12 protein-coding genes, 1 tRNA gene and 1 pseudogene are annotated in these 16,448 nt (G+C 67.1%); 5 read left to right on the top strand and 9 right to left on the bottom strand.

Features of this window, described 5'->3' with window-relative positions:
• Window positions 1–4 precede the first annotated feature (4 nt).
• Together AB0915_RS08505 and AB0915_RS08500 are read left to right on the top strand one after the other, a co-directional pair.
• Complete coding sequence (locus AB0915_RS08505; protein ID WP_366690392.1) at window positions 5–925, top strand: ABC transporter ATP-binding protein; 921 nt, start codon at window positions 5–7, stop codon at window positions 923–925.
• Complete coding sequence (locus AB0915_RS08500) at window positions 922–1,638, top strand: ABC transporter ATP-binding protein (RefSeq protein ID WP_366690347.1); 717 nt, start codon at window positions 922–924, stop codon at window positions 1,636–1,638. The genes AB0915_RS08505 and AB0915_RS08500 overlap by 4 nt, the downstream gene beginning before the upstream one ends.
• Window positions 1,639–1,716: 78 nt before the next feature.
• Here the strand turns inward: AB0915_RS08500 and AB0915_RS08495 are convergent, their stop codons facing one another.
• A complete protein-coding gene (locus AB0915_RS08495) occupies window positions 1,717–2,376 on the bottom strand; it encodes a response regulator (protein WP_366690346.1) in 660 nt (219 codons plus the stop codon).
• A gap of 100 nt (window positions 2,377–2,476) precedes the next feature.
• On the opposite strand from AB0915_RS08495, the gene AB0915_RS08490 reads away from it, so the two are divergent.
• A tRNA-Leu gene (locus AB0915_RS08490) sits at window positions 2,477–2,549 on the top strand.
• Window positions 2,550–2,660: 111 nt separating this feature from the next.
• Window positions 2,661–3,440 carry a helix-turn-helix domain-containing protein gene (locus tag AB0915_RS08485; protein WP_366690345.1) on the top strand — a complete coding sequence of 260 codons (780 nt, stop codon included), beginning with the start codon at window positions 2,661–2,663 and terminating at the stop codon, window positions 3,438–3,440.
• 8 nt (window positions 3,441–3,448) lie between these two features.
• Here AB0915_RS08485 and pyk read toward each other — a convergent pair whose 3' ends face one another.
• Window positions 3,449–4,882 (bottom strand): pyruvate kinase, encoded by a 1,434-nt coding sequence (pyk, locus tag AB0915_RS08480; RefSeq protein ID WP_366690344.1) that lies wholly within the window; start codon window positions 4,880–4,882, stop codon window positions 3,449–3,451.
• Between the two features lie 225 nt (window positions 4,883–5,107).
• Window positions 5,108–5,272 (bottom strand): annotated as a pseudogene (locus AB0915_RS08475) (SIMPL domain-containing protein); the annotation flags it as partial.
• Between the two features lie 135 nt (window positions 5,273–5,407).
• On the opposite strand from AB0915_RS08475, the gene AB0915_RS08470 reads away from it, so the two are divergent.
• Window positions 5,408–7,207: a 5'-nucleotidase C-terminal domain-containing protein gene (locus AB0915_RS08470; RefSeq protein WP_366690343.1), complete on the top strand. Its 1,800-nt coding sequence runs from the start codon at window positions 5,408–5,410 to the stop codon at window positions 7,205–7,207.
• Window positions 7,208–7,293: 86 nt separating this feature from the next.
• Here AB0915_RS08470 and AB0915_RS08465 read toward each other — a convergent pair whose 3' ends face one another.
• From AB0915_RS08465 to AB0915_RS08440, 6 genes are all read right to left on the bottom strand, one after another.
• Window positions 7,294–8,703, bottom strand: coding sequence for a SidA/IucD/PvdA family monooxygenase (locus tag AB0915_RS08465; RefSeq protein WP_366690342.1), 1,410 nt, complete (start codon window positions 8,701–8,703; stop codon window positions 7,294–7,296).
• Window positions 8,700–10,106 carry an aminotransferase class V-fold PLP-dependent enzyme gene (locus AB0915_RS08460; RefSeq protein WP_366690341.1) on the bottom strand — a complete coding sequence of 469 codons (1,407 nt, stop codon included), beginning with the start codon at window positions 10,104–10,106 and terminating at the stop codon, window positions 8,700–8,702. The genes AB0915_RS08465 and AB0915_RS08460 overlap by 4 nt, the downstream gene beginning before the upstream one ends.
• A gap of 231 nt (window positions 10,107–10,337) precedes the next feature.
• Window positions 10,338–12,842, bottom strand: coding sequence for an aminopeptidase N (gene pepN, locus AB0915_RS08455; protein ID WP_366690340.1), 2,505 nt, complete (start codon window positions 12,840–12,842; stop codon window positions 10,338–10,340).
• A gap of 142 nt (window positions 12,843–12,984) precedes the next feature.
• Window positions 12,985–13,602 (bottom strand): dihydrofolate reductase family protein, encoded by a 618-nt coding sequence (locus AB0915_RS08450; RefSeq protein ID WP_366690339.1) that lies wholly within the window; start codon window positions 13,600–13,602, stop codon window positions 12,985–12,987.
• A 385-nt stretch (window positions 13,603–13,987) separates the two neighbouring features.
• A complete protein-coding gene (locus AB0915_RS08445; protein WP_366690338.1) occupies window positions 13,988–15,148 on the bottom strand; it encodes an ROK family protein in 1,161 nt (386 codons plus the stop codon).
• Window positions 15,149–15,500: 352 nt separating this feature from the next.
• Window positions 15,501–16,448: Ig-like domain repeat protein (locus AB0915_RS08440; RefSeq protein ID WP_366690337.1), on the bottom strand; the 948-nt coding region annotated here is incomplete at its 5' end.

The following is a 16,448-nucleotide window of genomic DNA, read 5'->3' as shown; positions in this document are numbered from 1 at the left end:
CACCATGACCACCACCACGAAAACCGCCACGACCGTCCTCGACGCGAGCGGCGTCACCATGCGCTTCGGCGGCCTCACCGCCGTACGCAACGTCGACCTCACCGTCAACGCGGGCGAGATCGTCGGCCTCATCGGCCCCAACGGCGCCGGCAAGACCACCTTCTTCAACTGCCTCACCGGTCTGTACGTCCCCACCGAGGGCAAGGTCAGCTACAAGGGCACCGTCCTGCCGCCCAAGCCCCACCTCGTCACCCAGGCAGGCATCGCCCGCACCTTCCAGAACATCCGGCTCTTCGCCAACATGACCGTCCTGGAAAACGTCCTCGTCGGACGCCACACCAGGACCAAAGAAGGCCTCTGGTCCGCCCTCCTGCGGCTCCCCGGCTTCACCAAGGCCGAAAACGCCAGCCGCGAACGCGCCATGGAACTACTGGAATTCATCGGCCTCCAGGACAAGGCCGACCACCTCGCGCGCAACCTCCCCTACGGAGACCAGCGCAAGCTGGAAATCGCCCGCGCCCTCGCCAGCGACCCCGGACTCCTCCTCCTCGACGAGCCCACCGCCGGCATGAACCCGCAGGAAACCCGCGTCACCGAAGAACTCATCTTCGCCATCCGCGACCAGGGCATCGCCGTCCTCGTCATCGAGCACGACATGCGGTTCATCTTCAACCTCTGCGACCGCGTCGCCGTCCTCGTACAAGGCGAAAAGCTCGTCGAAGGCACCTCCGACGTCGTCCAGAGCGACGAACGCGTCGTCGCCGCCTACCTCGGCACCCCCTTCGAAGGCGCCCCCGGCGCCGAAGAAGTCGCCGAAGTCGAAGCAGCGGAAGCCGAAGCACACGCCGAAGCCGCCACCGGCGACGACACCAGCACCACCAGCACCACCAGCACCACCCGCACCGAAGAGGAGGACACCCCATGACCGCACTGCTCCAGGTCGAAGACCTCCGCGTCGCCTACGGCAAGATCGAAGCCGTCAAAGGCATCTCCTTCACCGTCGAAGCCGGCCAGGTCGTCACCCTCATCGGCACCAACGGCGCAGGCAAAACCACCACCCTGCGCACCCTCTCCGGGCTCCTCAAGCCCGTCGGCGGCAGCATCCTCTTCGACGGCAAACCACTCACCAACATCCCCGCCCACAAGATCGTCTCCCTGGGCCTCGCCCACTCCCCCGAGGGACGCCACATCTTCCCCCGGCTGACGATCACCGAGAACCTCCAGCTCGGCGCCTACCTCCGCAACGACAAAGCAGGCATCGAGAAGGACATCCAGCGCGCCTACGACCTCTTCCCCATCCTCGGAGAACGAAGGAAGCAGGCCGCCGGAACCCTCTCGGGCGGCGAGCAGCAAATGCTCGCCATGGGCCGCGCCCTCATGTCCCAGCCCAAACTGCTCATGCTCGACGAACCCTCCATGGGCCTCTCCCCGATCATGATGCAGAAGATCATGCAGACCATCGTCGAGCTGAAGGCCCAGGGCACCACCATCCTGCTCGTCGAGCAGAACGCCCAGGCCGCACTCTCACTCGCCGACCAGGGCCACGTCATGGAGGTCGGCAAGATCGTCCTCTCCGGCACCGGAGCCGACCTCCTCCACGACGAATCCGTCCGCAAGGCGTACCTCGGCGAGGACTGACCGACACCGCCCCATACGGATGAGGCCCGCACCCCGATCGATCCGGGGTGCGGGCCTCATCCGTACGTGCCTACGCGACTACTCGCCGTCCTTCGCCGCCCGCTTCTTCTCCTCGGCATCCTCGATCAACGCCTCGGCAAGCTGCTGCATCGACAGCCGACGATCCATCGACGTCTTCTGAATCCACCGGAACGCCGCCGGCTCCGACAGCCCGTAATCCGTCTGCAGAATGCTCTTCGCCCGGTCCACCAGCTTCCGCGTCTCCAGCCGCTGCGCGAGGTCCGCGACCTCGGACTCCAGCGCCTTCAGCTCCGCGAACCGCGACACGGCCATCTCGATGGCCGGCACCACGTCGCTCTTGCTGAACGGCTTCACGAGGTACGCCATCGCCCCGGCGTCCCGGGCCCGCTCGACCAGGTCGCGCTGCGAGAACGCGGTGAGCATCAGGACGGGCGCGATGGACTCCTCGGAGATGCGCTCGGCGGCGGAGATGCCGTCGAGGATCGGCATCTTCACATCGAGGATGACGAGGTCGGGCCTGTGCTCACGGGCGAGCTCGACCGCCTTCTCGCCGTCACCGGCCTCGCCGACGACTGAGTAGCCCTCTTCCTCGAGCATCTCTTTGAGGTCGAGGCGGATGAGAGCCTCGTCCTCGGCGATGACGACGCGGGTCGTCAGCGGCGGGACGTGCGACTTGTCGTCGTCGGCGACGGGCTGGGGCGACTCGGGCGTGGTCACGGGGCTCCTCGTTCAAGACAGGGGTACTGCTGCCAAGAGCCTACCTAGTTACGGTATGTTTGAGGCACGGAGGGTCTTCGGGACCCTTCGTTTCGAAGGGGCCCCGGTAGCCCAGCGGTAGAGGCCATGGATTCAAAACCCATCCAGCGTCGGTTCGAATCCGACTCGGGGCACTTCTCCTTCGATTCCAAGGTAGATCAGCCGGTTGGCGATCTTCATTCTTGCCGGTGAACGCATCTTCGATGTGGGCGCGTACACGCGAAGCTCAGGCAAAGATCCGTGTCATGGCACAGCACAATCCTTCGATACGCGACGAAGCGCTCACCCTCCTGAGGCTGGGCGCAACCAATCGAGCGGTTGCAGAACGCCTCAACGTGCCCCGCGGAACCATCGGCTGGTGGCTGCACGAGGACCGCAAGCGGCGCGGAGTGAAGTACGAGCAGCCGACGGATTGCCCGATATGCACCGGCCGCGACCTCGACCAGGCGGCCTACGCGTATCTACTCGGGCTCTATCTCGGCGATGGGCACATCACCTCGAAGCCCAAGCAGCATCACCTGTCGATCTTTTGCGGTGATGCCTGGCCGGGCCTGATCATCGAAGCGGAATCGGCGATGCGCCGGGTGATGCCCGCGCCTCGGACCGGGCAACGACAACGAAACGGCTGCGTCGAGGTCAAGTCCTATACGAAACACTGGACATGCGCCTTCCCGCAGCACGGCCCCGGCAAGAAGCACGAACGGCTCATCGCCCTCGAACCTTGGCAGCAAGAGATCGTCGACGCGTACCCCTGGGACTTCGTCCGGGGGCTGATCCACTCCGATGGTTGCCGGAACACGAACTGGACGATCCGCATGGTCGGCGGAGTCCGCAAGCGCTACGAGTACCCGCGCTACATGTTCACCAATGTCTCGGACGACATCAGGCAGCTCTACACGGACACACTCGACAAGCTCGGGGTCACATGGACGCACTGCACCCGAGCAGGCAAGGCGTACAACATCTCCGTCGCCCGACGGGCGTCCGTCGCCCTCATGGACGCTCACGTCGGGCCGAAGCACTGACGACCGATTTACTTGGGGCTGTCGTCCTCGCCGATGTGGTGCACGCGCACCAGGTTCGTCGATCCCGGGACGCCCGGCGGGGAGCCGGCCGTGATGACCACGATGTCGCCCTTCTCGCAGCGGCCGATCCGCAGGAGTTCCTCGTCGACCTGGGCGACCATCGCGTCCGTGGAGTCGACGTGCGGGCCGAGGAAGGTCTCGACGCCCCATGTGAGGGTCAGCTGGGAGCGGGTGGCCGGGTCCGGGGTGAAGGCCAGGAGTGGGATGGGTGAGCGGTAGCGGGAGAGGCGCTTGACCGTGTCGCCGCTCTGGGTGAAGGCGACGAGGAACTTCGCGCCGAGGAAGTCGCCCATCTCGGCGGCCGCCCGGGCGACCGCGCCGCCCTGGGTGCGGGGCTTGTTGCGGTCGGTGAGCGGGGGCAGGCCCTTGGCGAGGATGTCTTCCTCGGCTGCTTCGACGATGCGGGACATCGTGCGGACCGTTTCGATGGGGTATTTGCCGACGCTGGTCTCGCCGGAGAGCATCACGGCGTCGGTGCCGTCGATGACGGCGTTGGCGACGTCGGACGCTTCGGCTCGGGTGGGCCGGGAGTTGTCGATCATCGAGTCGAGCATTTGGGTGGCGACGATGACCGGTTTGGCGTTGCGCTTGGCGAGCTTGATGGCGCGCTTCTGGACGATGGGGACGTGTTCGAGGGGCATTTCGACGCCGAGGTCGCCGCGGGCGACCATGATGCCGTCGAATGCGGCGACGATGTCGTCGATGTTCTCGACGGCCTGGGGTTTTTCGACTTTGGCGATGACGGGGAGGCGGCGGCCTTCTTCGTCCATGATGCGGTGGACGTCGTCGATGTCGCGTCCGCTGCGTACGAAGGAGAGGGCGATGACGTCGGCGCCGGTGCGCAGGGCCCAGCGGAGGTCTTCGATGTCTTTGTCGGAGAGTGCGGGAACGGAGACGGCGACGCCGGGGAGGTTGAGGCCTTTGTTGTCGGAGACCATGCCTCCTTCGATGACGGTGGTGTGGACGCGGGGGCCGTCGACGTCGGTGACTTCGAGGGTGACGCGGCCGTCGTCGACGAGGATGCGTTCGCCGGTCGTGACGTCGGTGTGGAGGCCTTCGTAGGTGGTGCCGCAGGTGTCGCGGTCGCCTTCGATGGGTTCGACGGTGATGGTGAAGGTGTCGCCGCGTTCAAGGAGTACGGGGCCTTCGCGGAAGCGGCCGAGGCGGATCTTCGGGCCTTGAAGGTCGGCGAGGATGCCGACGCTGCGTCCGGTTTCGTCGGAGGCTTTGCGTACGTGGCGATAGCGCTGTTCGTGTTCGACGTAGGAGCCGTGGCTGAGGTTGAAGCGGGCGACGTCCATTCCGGCTTCGACGAGTGCCTTGATCTGCTCGTATGTGTCGGTGGCTGGGCCCAGGGTGCAGACGATTTTTGCTCGGCGCATGGTTTGACCCTAGACCTTACCTGCGGGTAGCGATTTGGGTCTGCGTGTCGTCTCAACAACCTTTGGGTGAAGGGTTATTGACAAGTGTTGAATTGTGCAGCGGGGCGCTCTGATGAGCATTGTTTTCAGAGTTTTGGGGGTGCCATGGTGAAGCGGGCGTTCACCTGGGCGTAGACGGTCTGCCGTTGGGGTTCGAGGTCGAGGGCGGGGGGTGTTTCGGGTTCTGCTCCGCCGGGTGAGGTCTTCGAGGGCTGTTCGGCGGTCTTTGCCCAGGGTTGTGACGGTGATGGCGATGTGGGAGGTTTCGGGGTCGACTTCGAGGCGGGCTTCGCCGCGGACGGCGACGCGGGGGTGGTCGGGGGTGCCGTAGGGGGCCGGTGTGTTGGTCACGGGTTCGCTGTCGCATCGGGGGTGCGACCCGTGTGGTCATCAGATAGAAACCTGCAAGGGGTGTTGCGTGGCGCGGCCGGTGGGTCATTATCTACGCGCGTTGTGTACTGCGAGATCTGATCTGTGGGAGACGAAATGCCGCTGAACCGTAGGACATTCCTGGGCACATCGGCCGCGGCCGGGGCCGGTGTGGCGCTGGCTGGGGGTGTGGCTGTGCCTGCCGAGGCTCAGGGTCTTGGTCCCGGGCGTCCGCCGAAGCGGTATGCGTTCACGGTGATGGGAACGACCGATCTGCATGGGAATGTCTTCAACTGGGACTACTTCACGGACAAGGAGTTCGACGACAAGGCGCACAACGATGTGGGTCTGGCGAAGATCTCGACGCTGGTGGAGCAGGTCCGTGCGGAGAAGGGCCGTCACAACACCCTGATGATCGATGCGGGTGACACGATCCAGGGCACACAGCTGTCGTACTACTACGCGAAGGTCGATCCGATCACGGCGAAGCGTGGTCCGGTGCATCCGATGGCGCAGGCGATGAACGCGATCGGGTATGACGCGGCGGCGCTGGGCAACCATGAGTTCAACTACGGCATTCCGGTGCTGCGGAAGTTCGAGGAGCAGTGTGATTTTCCGCTGCTGGGTGCGAACGCGCTGGATGCGAAGACGTTGACGCCGGCGTTCGCTCCGTATGTGATCAAGCGGATGCGTACGCCGCACGGTCCGGATGTGAAGGTGGCGATTCTGGGTCTGACGAACCCGGGGATCGCGATCTGGGACAAGGCGAATGTCAGCGGCAGGATGGTGTTCCCGGGGTTGGAGGAGCAGGCGGCGAAGTTCGTGCCGCGGCTTCGGTCCATGGGGGCGGATGTCGTGATCGTGTCGGCGCACTCGGGGACCAGTGGGACGTCGTCGTACGGTGATCAGGTTCCGTACGTGGAGAACGCGGCGGCTCTGGTGGCGGAGCAGGTGCCGGGTATCGATGCGATTCTGGTCGGTCATGCTCACCTGGAGATCCCCGAGTACTTCGTGGAGAACAAGGAGACGGGCAAGAAGGTGGTGCTCTCCGAGCCGTTGAAGTGGGGGCAGCGGTTGACGCTGTTCGACTTCGATCTGGTGTGGGAGAAGGGTCGCTGGGTGGTGGAGCGTGCGGGTTCGCGGGTGTTGAACTCGAACACGGTGGCTGAGGACCCGAAGATCACGGGGTTGTTGGCGGATGAGCACAAGAAGGTTGTGGCGTACGTCAATCAGGTGATCGGTACGTCGACGGCGGCGATGACGACGGCGGAGGCGGCTTGGAAGGACGAGCCGATCATTGATCTGATCAATGTGGTTCAGGCGGAGACGGTGAAGGCGGCTCTGGCGGGTGGCGCGTTTGCGTCGCTGCCTGTGCTGTCGCAGGCGTCGTGTTTCTCCCGTACGGCGCAGATACCGGCGGGGAATGTGACGATCAAGGATGCTGCGGGGCTGTATCCGTTCGAGAACACGCTTGAGGCACGGTTGCTGACGGGTGCGCAGATCAAGGATTACCTGGAGTTCTCGGCGCGGTATTACGTGCAGACGGCCGCGGGTGCTCCGGTGGATACGGCGAAGTTGACGAATGCGGGCAATACGCCGGACTACAACTATGACGCGGTGTCGGGTCTGACGTATGAGATCGATATTGCGAAGCCGAATGGTTCGCGGATTGTGAATCTGTCGTTCGAGGGCAAGGCGATCGATCCGGCGGCGGAGTTCGTGCTGGCGGTGAACAATTATCGGGCGAGCGGTGGGGGTAACTTCCCGCATGTGCCGGGTGCGAAGCAGCTGTGGGCGAATTCGGAGGAGATCCGGAACACGATCATTGGCTGGGTGCAGGCGAAGGGTTCGGTGGATGTTGCGCGGTTCGCTTCGGTGGACTGGCGGCTGACGCGGGATGGTGTACCGGTGTTCTAGTGCCCCTCCCGGCATGAGCAGCCGGGTGGGTGTGGCGGCCGTCTCCTCTTTGAGGGGGCGGCCGCCTTTTGTTGTGGGCGTGGGAGTCAGTTGCCTTGGGCGAGGGGGATGAGGGCGGGGTGCTGGTGGGGGATGTGGGGGGTGTTCTGGGGGGTGAGGCCGAAGGTGGTGAAGGCGGTGCGTTGTGGGAGGTGGTAGGCGTTGGTCCCGGTGAGGTTGTTGAGGATGGTGGCGCTGCGCCAGGCGGCGAGTCCGAGGTCGGGGGCGCCGACGCCGTGGGTGTGGCGTTCGGCGTTCTGTACGTAGATGTTGCCGGTGACGGTGGGGTCGAGTTCGAGGCGGAACTGGTTGTCGATGCGGGGTCGTCCGGCGGCGTCGCGGCGGATGTGGGGGGTGAGGCCGGTGAGGAGGCGGTCGAGGGGGCGTTCGCGGTAGCCGGTGGCGAGGATGACGGCGTCGGTGGTGAGGCGGGTGCGGGTGTTCTGTTGGGTGTGTTCGAGGTGGAGTTCGACGCGGGTGTTGGCGAGGCGGCCTGCGGTGCGTACGTGGACGCCGGGGGTGAGGGTGGTGTCGGGCCAGCCGCCGTGGAGGGTGCGTCGGTAGAGCTCGTCGTGGATGGCGGCGATGGTGTCGGCGTCGATGCCTTTGTGGAGTTGCCATTGGTGGGGGATGAGTTCGTCGCGTACGGATTCGGGGAGTGCGTGGAAGTAGCGGCTGTAGTCGGGGGTGAAGTGTTCGAGGCCGAGTTTTGAGTACTCCATGGGGGCGAAAGCGCCGGTGCGGGCGAGCCAGTGGAGTTTTTCGTGTCCGGCGGGGCGGGCGCGGAGGAGGTCGAGGAAGATTTCGGCGCCTGATTGGCCGGAGCCGATGACGGTGATGTGTTCGGCCTGGAGGAGTTCTTCGCGGTGGTGGAGGTAGTCGGCAGAGTGGATGACGGGGACGGATTCGGCTTGGGCGAGGGGTTTGAGGGGGTCGGGGATGAAGGGTTCGGTGCCGATGCCGAGGGCGATGTGGCGGGTGTAGGCGCGGCCGAGGGCTTCGACTTCGCCGTGGGTGTCGAGTTGGGTGAAGTCGACTTCGTAGAGGGTGCGTTTGGGGTTCCAGCGGATGACGTCGACTTGGTGGCTGAAGTGGAGTCCGGGGAGTTGGTCGGTGACCCAGCGGCAGTAGGCGTCGTATTCGGCGCGTTGGATGTGGAAGCGCTCGGCGAAGTAGAAGGGGAAGAGGCGGTCGCGGCTGCGTAGGTAGTTGAGGAAGGTCCAGGGGTTTGTGGGGTCGGCGAGGGTGACGAGGTCGGCGAGGAAGGGGACTTGGAGGCTGGAGCCGTCGATGAGGAGTCCGGGGTGCCAGTGGAAGGCGGGGCGTTGTTCGTAGAAGGTCGCGGCGAGGGGGTGGATGCCGTGGGCGAGGGCGGCGAGGGAGAGGTTGAAGGGGCCGATGCCGATGCCGACGAGGTCGTGTGGCTGGCCGGGGTCGGGGGTGGGTCGGTCGGTCATCGGGGTGGGTTGCCTTTCTGGAGTGTGTGGGTGAGGTGGGTGATGAGGTCGAGGAGGGTTTGGAGGTCGTGGCGGGTGGTGTGGGGGTTGAGGAGGGTGGCTTTGAGCCAGAGGTGGTTGTCGGCGTGGGCGCGGCCGAGGACGGCTTGGCCGGTGGTGAGGAGGGTGCGGCGGATGGTGGCGACGGTGTGGTCGGTGGCGTTGGTGGGGCGGAAGAGGACGGTGGTGATGGTGGGTGGTTGGTAGAGGTCGAGGGTGGGGTTGTGGGTGATGAGGTCGGCGAGTTGGTGGGCGGTGTTGATGGTGTGGTCTATGAGGTCGGCGAGTCCGGTGCGGCCGAGGGCTTGGAGGGTGACGGCGATTTTGAGTGCGTCGGGTCGGCGGGTGGTGCGCAGTGAGCGGCCGAGGAGGTCGGGAAGGCCGGCTTGGGTGTCGTCGTGGGCGTTGAGGTAGGGGGCGTGGTGGTGGAGGGGGTGGAGGTGGTGGTGGTCGGGGACGGCGAGGATGCCGGCTGATGCGGGTTGCCAGCCGAGTTTGTGGAGGTCGAGGGTGACGCTGTGGGCGCGGTCGAGGCCGTGGATTTTGGTGCGGTGGGTGGGGCTGAAGAGGAGTGGTCCGCCGTAGGCGGCGTCGATGTGGAGTTCGGCGCCGTGGGTGGTGCAGAGGTCGGCGATGTCGTCGAGGGGGTCGATCTGGCCGGTGTCGGTGGTGCCTGCGGTGGCGGTTACGAAGAGGGCACGGTGGGGGCTGTGGAGCCGGGTGAGGGCTTCTTCGAGTGCGGTGAGGTCCATGACGCCGGTGGGGGCGGGGATGGTGTGGGGTTCGGGGAGGCCGAGGAGCCAGGCGGCGCGGGTGATGCTGTGGTGGGCGTTGGCGCCGGTGAGGGTCTGTACGGGGCCGTGGCGTTCGCGGGCGAGGAGGAGGGCGAGTTGGTTGGCTTCGGTGCCGCCGGTGGTGATGAGCGCGTCGGGGTGGGGTTGGTGGGGGTAGATCTCGGCGGCGAGTGCGGTGGTGGTGTCGGTTTCGAGGGTTGAGGCTGCGGGTGCTTGGTCCCAGGAGTCCATGGAGGGGTTGAGGGCGGAGGCGGCGAGGTCGGCGGCTGCGGCGAGGGCGAGGGGTGGGGTGTGGAGGTGGGCGGTGCAGTGGGGGTGTGCGGGGTCTGCGGCGCCTTGGGTGAGTGCGGTGATGAGGGTGCGGAGGGCGTGGTGGGGGCCGGTGCCGTGGTCGGGGATGAGGGGGTGGGTGGCTTGGTGTATGTGGTCGGTGACGGTTTGGGGTCCGCCGGCGGGAAGGGGGCCGTGGCGTTGTTGGGCTCCGTCGTGGAGTGCGGTGAGGACGGTGTCGAGGAGGGGGCGTAGGGCGGTGGGGCCGGTGGTGCCTCCGGCGAGGGGTGGGGTGGGCATGGTGGTGGGTTCCTCCGGGTGCGCGTGGGTGGACGTGTCAGCTTGTCCGGGTTTCTGGTGGCGTGGGCGGTGAGCTCGGTGATCTGAACTCGAAAGGGGGACGCGTGGTGGCTGTGGGGGTGGTGGTGGGGGGCGGTGGTGGTATGGGTGTGCCCGGCTTCCCCTCGGTGAGGGTGGGCCGGGCACGGGTGGTGCGGTGTGTGGTTGTGGGGGTGGTGCGGGGTTGTGGGGTCAGTGGGCGTTGCGTACGGCGAGGGCGCGGCGGAGGTCGTCGATCTGGTCGGCGAGCTTGCGGCGCAGGGCGGGGGTGAGGGTGTTGCCGTTCAGTGCTTGTTCGCCGAGGTGGAGGTTGTCGGCGGTGATGGCGTAGACGGGGAAGGCGTGACGGCCGGCGGCTTCGGCGATGGCGGGGCCTCGACGGGTGGCGAGTCGGGTGGCGTCGGGGTAGTAGCGGGGGACGTAGTCGCTGGTGAGGTCGGTTTGTTCGGCTTGCCAGAAGCCTTGTGCGGTGGCGATGAAGAGGTAGTTGGAGAGGGTGTCGTCGTTGAACAGGGTGTCCCAGGCGGCGGCTTTGGCTTCGGGGGTGGGGAGGGCGGCGCGGCAGCGGGCGGCGCCTTCCTGTCCGGTGGCGCTGGGGTCGTTCTCGAGTTCGGTGGCGATGGTGGTTTCGTCGGTGGCGCCGAGGGTGGCGAGGCGGGTGAGGATGCGCCAGCGGAGTTCGGGGTCGAGTTCGGGTCCGCCGTGGACGGTGCCGTCGGTGAGCCAGGTCTGGATGGTGTCGGGTTGGGTGGCGGCGTCGATGAGGTGGCGTACGGCGGTGAGGCGGAGGCCGGGGTTGGTGCCGTCTTCTGTGCGGCGGATGAGGTCGCGGCAGAGGGCGGTGAGGGTGGCGAGCGCTGCGGGGCGGTTTTCGGGGGTGACGTAGCGTGCGGCGATCTGGGTGCCGGCGAAGGTCAGGACGCCTTGGAGGAGGGCGAGGTCGGTTTCGTACGGGAGGTGGGTGCGGGCGGTTTCGAGGTAGGTGGTGGGGTCGAGTTCGCCGTCGCGGACCATGTCGCGGGCGCTGTTCCAGATGACGGCTCGGGTGAGGGGGTCGGGGATGCCGGAGAGGCTGCGTACGACGGTGTTCCAGGAGGTTGTGTCGGGGCGGATCTTGGCGTAGGTGAGGTCGCCGTCGTTGAGGACGAGGAGGGCGGGGCGGTGGCCGGGGTGGGTGGTGGGGGTGCCGTCCTGGGGGATGTCGAGTTCGAAGCGTTCGCGGAGGACGAGTTGGTCGGGGCCCGGCTGGGTGTCGAGGGTGTGGTCGTAGGCGCCGACGGCGATGCGGTGGGGGCGGGTGCCGTGGTGGTCGACGGTGAGGGACCAGGTGGTGTCGGTTTCTTCGACGTGGGGGGTGAGGGTGTCGACGCCGGTGGTGCGGAGCCATTGGTCGGCCCAGGCGTGGACGTCGCGGTCGGTGGCGGAGGCGAGGTTGTCGATGAAGTCGGCGAGGGTGGCGTTGCCGAATTTGTGGCGGGCGAAGTGGGTGTTGATGCCGGCGAGGAAGTCTTTTTCGCCGAGCCAGGTGACGAGCTGGCGGAGGGCGGATGCGCCCTTGGCGTAGGAGATGCCGTCGAAGTTGAGCATCGCGGATGCGGTGTCGGGGACGGCGGCGGGGTCGGGGGCGACGGGGTGGGTGGTGGGACGCTGGTCGGCGTCGTATCCCCAGCCCTTGCGGGCGACGCCGAAGTCGACCCAGGTGTCGGTGAAGCGGGTGGCTTCGGCGAGGGTCTGGTAGCCCATGTATTCGGCGAATGACTCGTTGAGCCAGATGTCGTCCCACCAGGCGAGGGTGACGAGGTCACCGAACCACATGTGGGCCATTTCGTGGGCGATGACCATGCCGCGGACTTGGCGTTCGGTGTCGGTGACGGCGGAGCGGTAGATGAATTCGTCGCGGAAGGTGACGAGTCCGGGGTTCTCCATGGCGCCGGCGTTGAATTCGGGGACGAATGCCTGGTCGTAGGAGTCGAAGGGGTAGGGCTCGTCGAATTTTTCGTGGAAGCGGTCGAAGCAGGCGCGGGTGATGTCGAGGATTTCGTCGGCGTCTGCGTCGAGGTGGGGGGCGAGGGAGCGGCGGCAGTGGACGCCGAAGGGCAGTCCGGCGTGCTGGGTGGTGATGCTGTGCCAGGGGCCGGCGGCGACGGCGACGAGGTAGGTGGAGATCAATGGGGTGGGGGCGATGGTCCACCGGCCGTTGCCGGTGTGTTCGGCGATGCCGTTGCCGAGGACGGTGCAGTTTTCGGGGGCGGTGACGGTGAGGGCGAAGACGGACTTGAGGTCGGGCTGGTCGAATGCGGCGAAGACGCGTTGGACGTCTTCCATGAAGAGCTGGGTGTAGAGGTAGGTTTCGCCGTCGGTGGGGTCGGTGAAGCGGTGCATGCCTTCGCCGGTGCGGGAGTAGCGCATGGCGGCGTCGATGCGGAGTTCGTGTGCGCCGGGGGTGAGTGCGGTGAGGGGGAACCGGTTCTCGGTGAGGTCGGCGGGGTCGAGGGGCTGTCCGTCGAGGGTGATGGAGCGCAGGGTGGCGGGCTTGAGCTCGACGAAGGTGTCTCCGGCCGCGAGTGCGGTGAATTGGATGACGGTGCGGGAGTCGAAGGTGTCTTCTCCCGTGGTCAGGTCGAGGTCGATCGTGTACTTGTCCACGTCGAGGAACTGGGCTCGGGTCTGCGCTTCATCGCGCGTCAGTACGGACATGGATCCACTCTGCCGCATGGGGCGGGGGGTGCACAGGTGGGTTCTCGCAGGGCTGAGATGGTGCGTGTGCGCGGGGTGCGTGCGCGGGGCGGGGTCGGCGGCGCGGGGTCGTGGGGCGGTTCCACGAGGCGGGTTCGTGGGGTCAGTGTCCTGGGGTGGTTTCCGGTGGGGTGGGGTCGGCGCGCCGGTGGTGGAGGAGGACGACTCCGTTGCCGAAGGTGTGGGTTCCGGCGAGGTGGAGGCCGGTTCTGGTGTCGGATGCCTGGAACAGGGGTTTGCCGCGTCCGATGAGTACGGGGTGGATGTAGATCCGGTATTCGTCGATCAGGTCGTGCTGTCGGAAGGCCGCTGCGAGATCGGCGCCGCCGAGGGCGAGGTCGCCGCCGGGCTGTGCGGTGAGTGCCCTGATCTGTTCGGGGTCGACTTCGTGGAGGACGGTGGTGTTCCAGTCGGCGGTTTCCAGGGTCCGGGAGAACACGGTTTTGGGCATGTCCCGCCAGATTCGGGCGTAGTCCGCGACGGGTCCGGCGTTGGCGGGGTCGGCGTCGGCGGTGGGCCAGAAGTTCGCCATGAGTTCGTGGGTGACGCGTCCGGTGAGGAAGCCGCCCATGGTGCTGAGCTGTTCGTTGAAGTGATGGTGCAGTTCTTCGTCGACGAGGTGCCAGCCGATGTCGCGGTCGGGTCCCTCGATGAATCCGTCGAGGGACACCGACATCATCAGGATGATCTTTCTCGTCACCTGTGTGCGGGATCCGGTCACGGGCGGGACGATACGCCTGCGCTGTCGGCGTGGGTCGGTGTCGGGGAGATGTGACCGAAATCTCCCCGGCTTGATCACGGCGGGGCTCCGGTCGGCGGCGGGGCTCGGGTGCGCGGCTCCTTCTCGGCCGTCGTCGCTGCCTCGGTGATCGGATCCGCGGTGGCCCTGTCGACGGGGCCGCGGCGAGGGCGGTGGGGTCAGCGCGCGGGGCGTACAGGTCTGCAGGCCTCGGGAACCTCCTTCGGCCGGGCGGCCTCCTCCGGGAAGGTTCGCCGGTTCCGGACCGGGGACAGGAACACCGGCAGGAAGGCGGTGGCGAGCAGGGCCCCGCCCACCCACAGGTTGGGGCCCGTCTCACCACGGGTTCCGGCCGCGTATCGACGCGTCAGGCCGGTGAGAAGATGTGGTTGCTGATCAGCCGGGCGGCGCCGACGACGCCGGCGACCTGGCCGAGTTCGCCGAGCACGATCGGCAGGTTGCCGGTCGCCAACGGCAGCGACTGACGGTAGACCTGGGTGCGGATGCTCGCCAGGAGGTTGTGGCCCAGTCCGGTGAGCCCTCCTCCGATGACCACCAGGCCGGGGTTGAAGAAGCTGACCAGGCCGGCGATGACCTGACCGGTACGGTTGCCTCCCCAGCGGATCAGATCCAGGGCCGCGGCGTCCCCGGCGCCCGCGGCGGCCGACACGTCCTCGGGGGTCAGCCTCCCGGCCGATGCGAGCCGTCCGGCCAGTTCCGTCGAGCGGCCGGACTGGGCGAGCACGGTCGCGTCGCGTACGAGGGCGTTCCCGCCGAAGTAGGCCTCCAGGCAACCGTTGTTGCCGCAGGCGCACCGCGGCCCGTCCGGGTCCACCTGGATGTGGCCGATGTCGCCGGCACTGCCGGTGATACCGCGGTGGACCTCGCCGCCGACGACGATGCCGCAGCCGATGCCGGTCCCGAGCTTCACGCACAAGAAGTCACGTACGGACCGGGCGACGCCGGCCTGCTGCTCACCCAGGGCCATCAGGTTCACGTCGTTGTCGACGAGGACAGGGCAACCGAGCTCCTGGCTCATCGCCTCGCGGACGGGGAAGCCGTTCCACCCGGGCATGATCGGCGGCGCGACGGGGATACCCTCCGGGAACCGGACAGGCCCCGGCACGCCGATCCCGGCACCGTCGAAGTGTTCCGCCGACGTCGCCTCGCGCAGCGTGCGGACCAGCGCCAGCACCCGCTCGAAGACCCCGACCGGGCCGTCGCGCACGTCCAGCGGCTCGGCCACGTGGCCGAGGACCTCCAACTCGGCATTGGTGACCGCGACATCCACGGAGGTGGCGCCGATGTCCACGCCGAGGAACCGCAGCGTCGGGGCGACCCGGACGTTGTGCGAGCGGCGGCCGCCGCGGGAGGCGGCGAGGCCGTCCGGGACGACCAGACCGGTTTCCAGCAGCCGGTCAATCTCGAACGCGAGCTTGGAGCGCGACAGCTCGACCAGGTCCCCCAGGGCAACCCGGGACTGCGGGCCGAGGTCGCGCAGGAGGCGGAGCAGCCGGGCCTGATGCATATTGGCCGGTCGAACGGTCGTACTCCTCACGCCGCCCCCGTCGTGGTCAGAGCTGTTCGCATGCCCGGTGCTTGGGGGTGCGACTTCCACCGGACCGTAGCACCGTGCCGTCGGCGGCAAAAGAAACTTGTGCGCCGTTACAGGACTTTCATCAGCAGATGGACAAAGCCGGTTCGAAGCAGCGCAGTCTCGTTGCCGCCCAGGCTCTTGCAGAGGCGGCCAGGCCCGATGGGGTGGAGCCGTCCAGCTCTCCACCCCATCGGTTTTGGTGCGCTGTCCGGTTCGCTCGGCGGGACGCTGCCGCAGCCGGCCGAGGCACACGGCTCAGGCGGCGTCACCGCCCGGCCTTGACTCAGCGACCGGTGCGACCGTGGTTCGGCATGCCGACGTCGGACTGGCCGGCCGCCTTCTTGATCAGGGCGGCCTCCCGCTGGTCGAGGACCCCTTCCTTCCGCAGCGTCGCGACGATCTCCCCGACGTGTGAGACGAACGCGCCATGGTTGTTCCAGGTCCGGTGATCCTCGATCAGCTCGTTGACCGTGCAGCCGTTGGTCGTGACGCGGTTCGGGACACCGGTGTTGATCGAGCCGAGGAACACGGTGGAGCGGTCGTCCCTTTCAGGACAGTTGGTCGGCGGCTTGCTGTCGACGATGGTGAGGGACAGCGACTGCGGCGTGGCCGTGTTGCCGGCCTTGTCGGTGGCCCGGTAGAGCAAGGTGTGGCTCCCGGCTCTGTCGATCACCACCGGTGCGGAGTACTGCAGGTAGGGGCCGCCGTCGAGGGAGTACTCGATCCCGGCCACACCCGACCCCGTGTCCGAAGCCGTCACCGTCACCGTCGCACTGCCGACGTAGTCACCGGAGTCGTTCTTCGTGCCGGAGACGGAGGCCGACACCTGCGGCGGCGTGGTGTCCTTCGGCGGCTCGGGCGCCACCACGGTGAACTCGACCGATTTGACCGGCGAGGTATTGCCCGCCTTGTCGGTCGCACGGTAGCTCAGCGTGTGCCGACCCACACTGTTCACCGCAACCGGCGCCGCGTAGTTACCGTATGACGCGCCATCGAGGGAATACTCGATCCCGGCCACACCGGACTCCGCATCCGAAGCGGTCACTGTGACGGTCGCACTCGACACATAGTTCCCGGCGGAGTCCTTCGTCCCCGACACCGTCGCCGACGTGTCGGGTGGCGTGGTGTCCTTCGGCGGCTCGGGCGCCACCACGGTGAACTCGACCGATTTGACCGGCGAGGTATTGCCCGCCTTGTCGGTCGCACGGTAGCTCAGCGTGTGCCGACCCAC

The sequence above is a fragment of the Streptomyces sp. NPDC048411 genome, assembly GCF_040704695.1.
In the GTDB taxonomy this organism is placed as follows: Bacteria; Actinomycetota; Actinomycetes; order Streptomycetales; family Streptomycetaceae; genus Streptomyces.
The sequence above is the reverse complement of the archived record's forward strand: the minus strand, read 5'-3'. Positions and strand labels throughout refer to the sequence as shown.

Coding starts and splice junctions, on each gene's coding strand:
- AB0915_RS08505 (WP_366690392.1), top strand. CDS start 5: ATGACCACCACCACGAAAACCGCCACGACCGTCCTCGACGCGAGCGGC.
- AB0915_RS08500 (WP_366690347.1), top strand. CDS start 922: ATGACCGCACTGCTCCAGGTCGAAGACCTCCGCGTCGCCTACGGCAAG.
- AB0915_RS08485 (WP_366690345.1), top strand. CDS start 2,661: ATGGCACAGCACAATCCTTCGATACGCGACGAAGCGCTCACCCTCCTG.
- pyk (WP_366690344.1), bottom strand. CDS start 4,882: ATGCGCCGAGCAAAAATCGTCTGCACCCTGGGCCCAGCCACCGACACA.
- AB0915_RS08470 (WP_366690343.1), top strand. CDS start 5,408: ATGCCGCTGAACCGTAGGACATTCCTGGGCACATCGGCCGCGGCCGGG.
- AB0915_RS08465 (WP_366690342.1), bottom strand. CDS start 8,703: ATGACCGACCGACCCACCCCCGACCCCGGCCAGCCACACGACCTCGTC.
- AB0915_RS08460 (WP_366690341.1), bottom strand. CDS start 10,106: ATGCCCACCCCACCCCTCGCCGGAGGCACCACCGGCCCCACCGCCCTA.
- pepN (WP_366690340.1), bottom strand. CDS start 12,842: ATGTCCGTACTGACGCGCGATGAAGCGCAGACCCGAGCCCAGTTCCTC.
- AB0915_RS08445 (WP_366690338.1), bottom strand. CDS start 15,148: ATGCATCAGGCCCGGCTGCTCCGCCTCCTGCGCGACCTCGGCCCGCAG.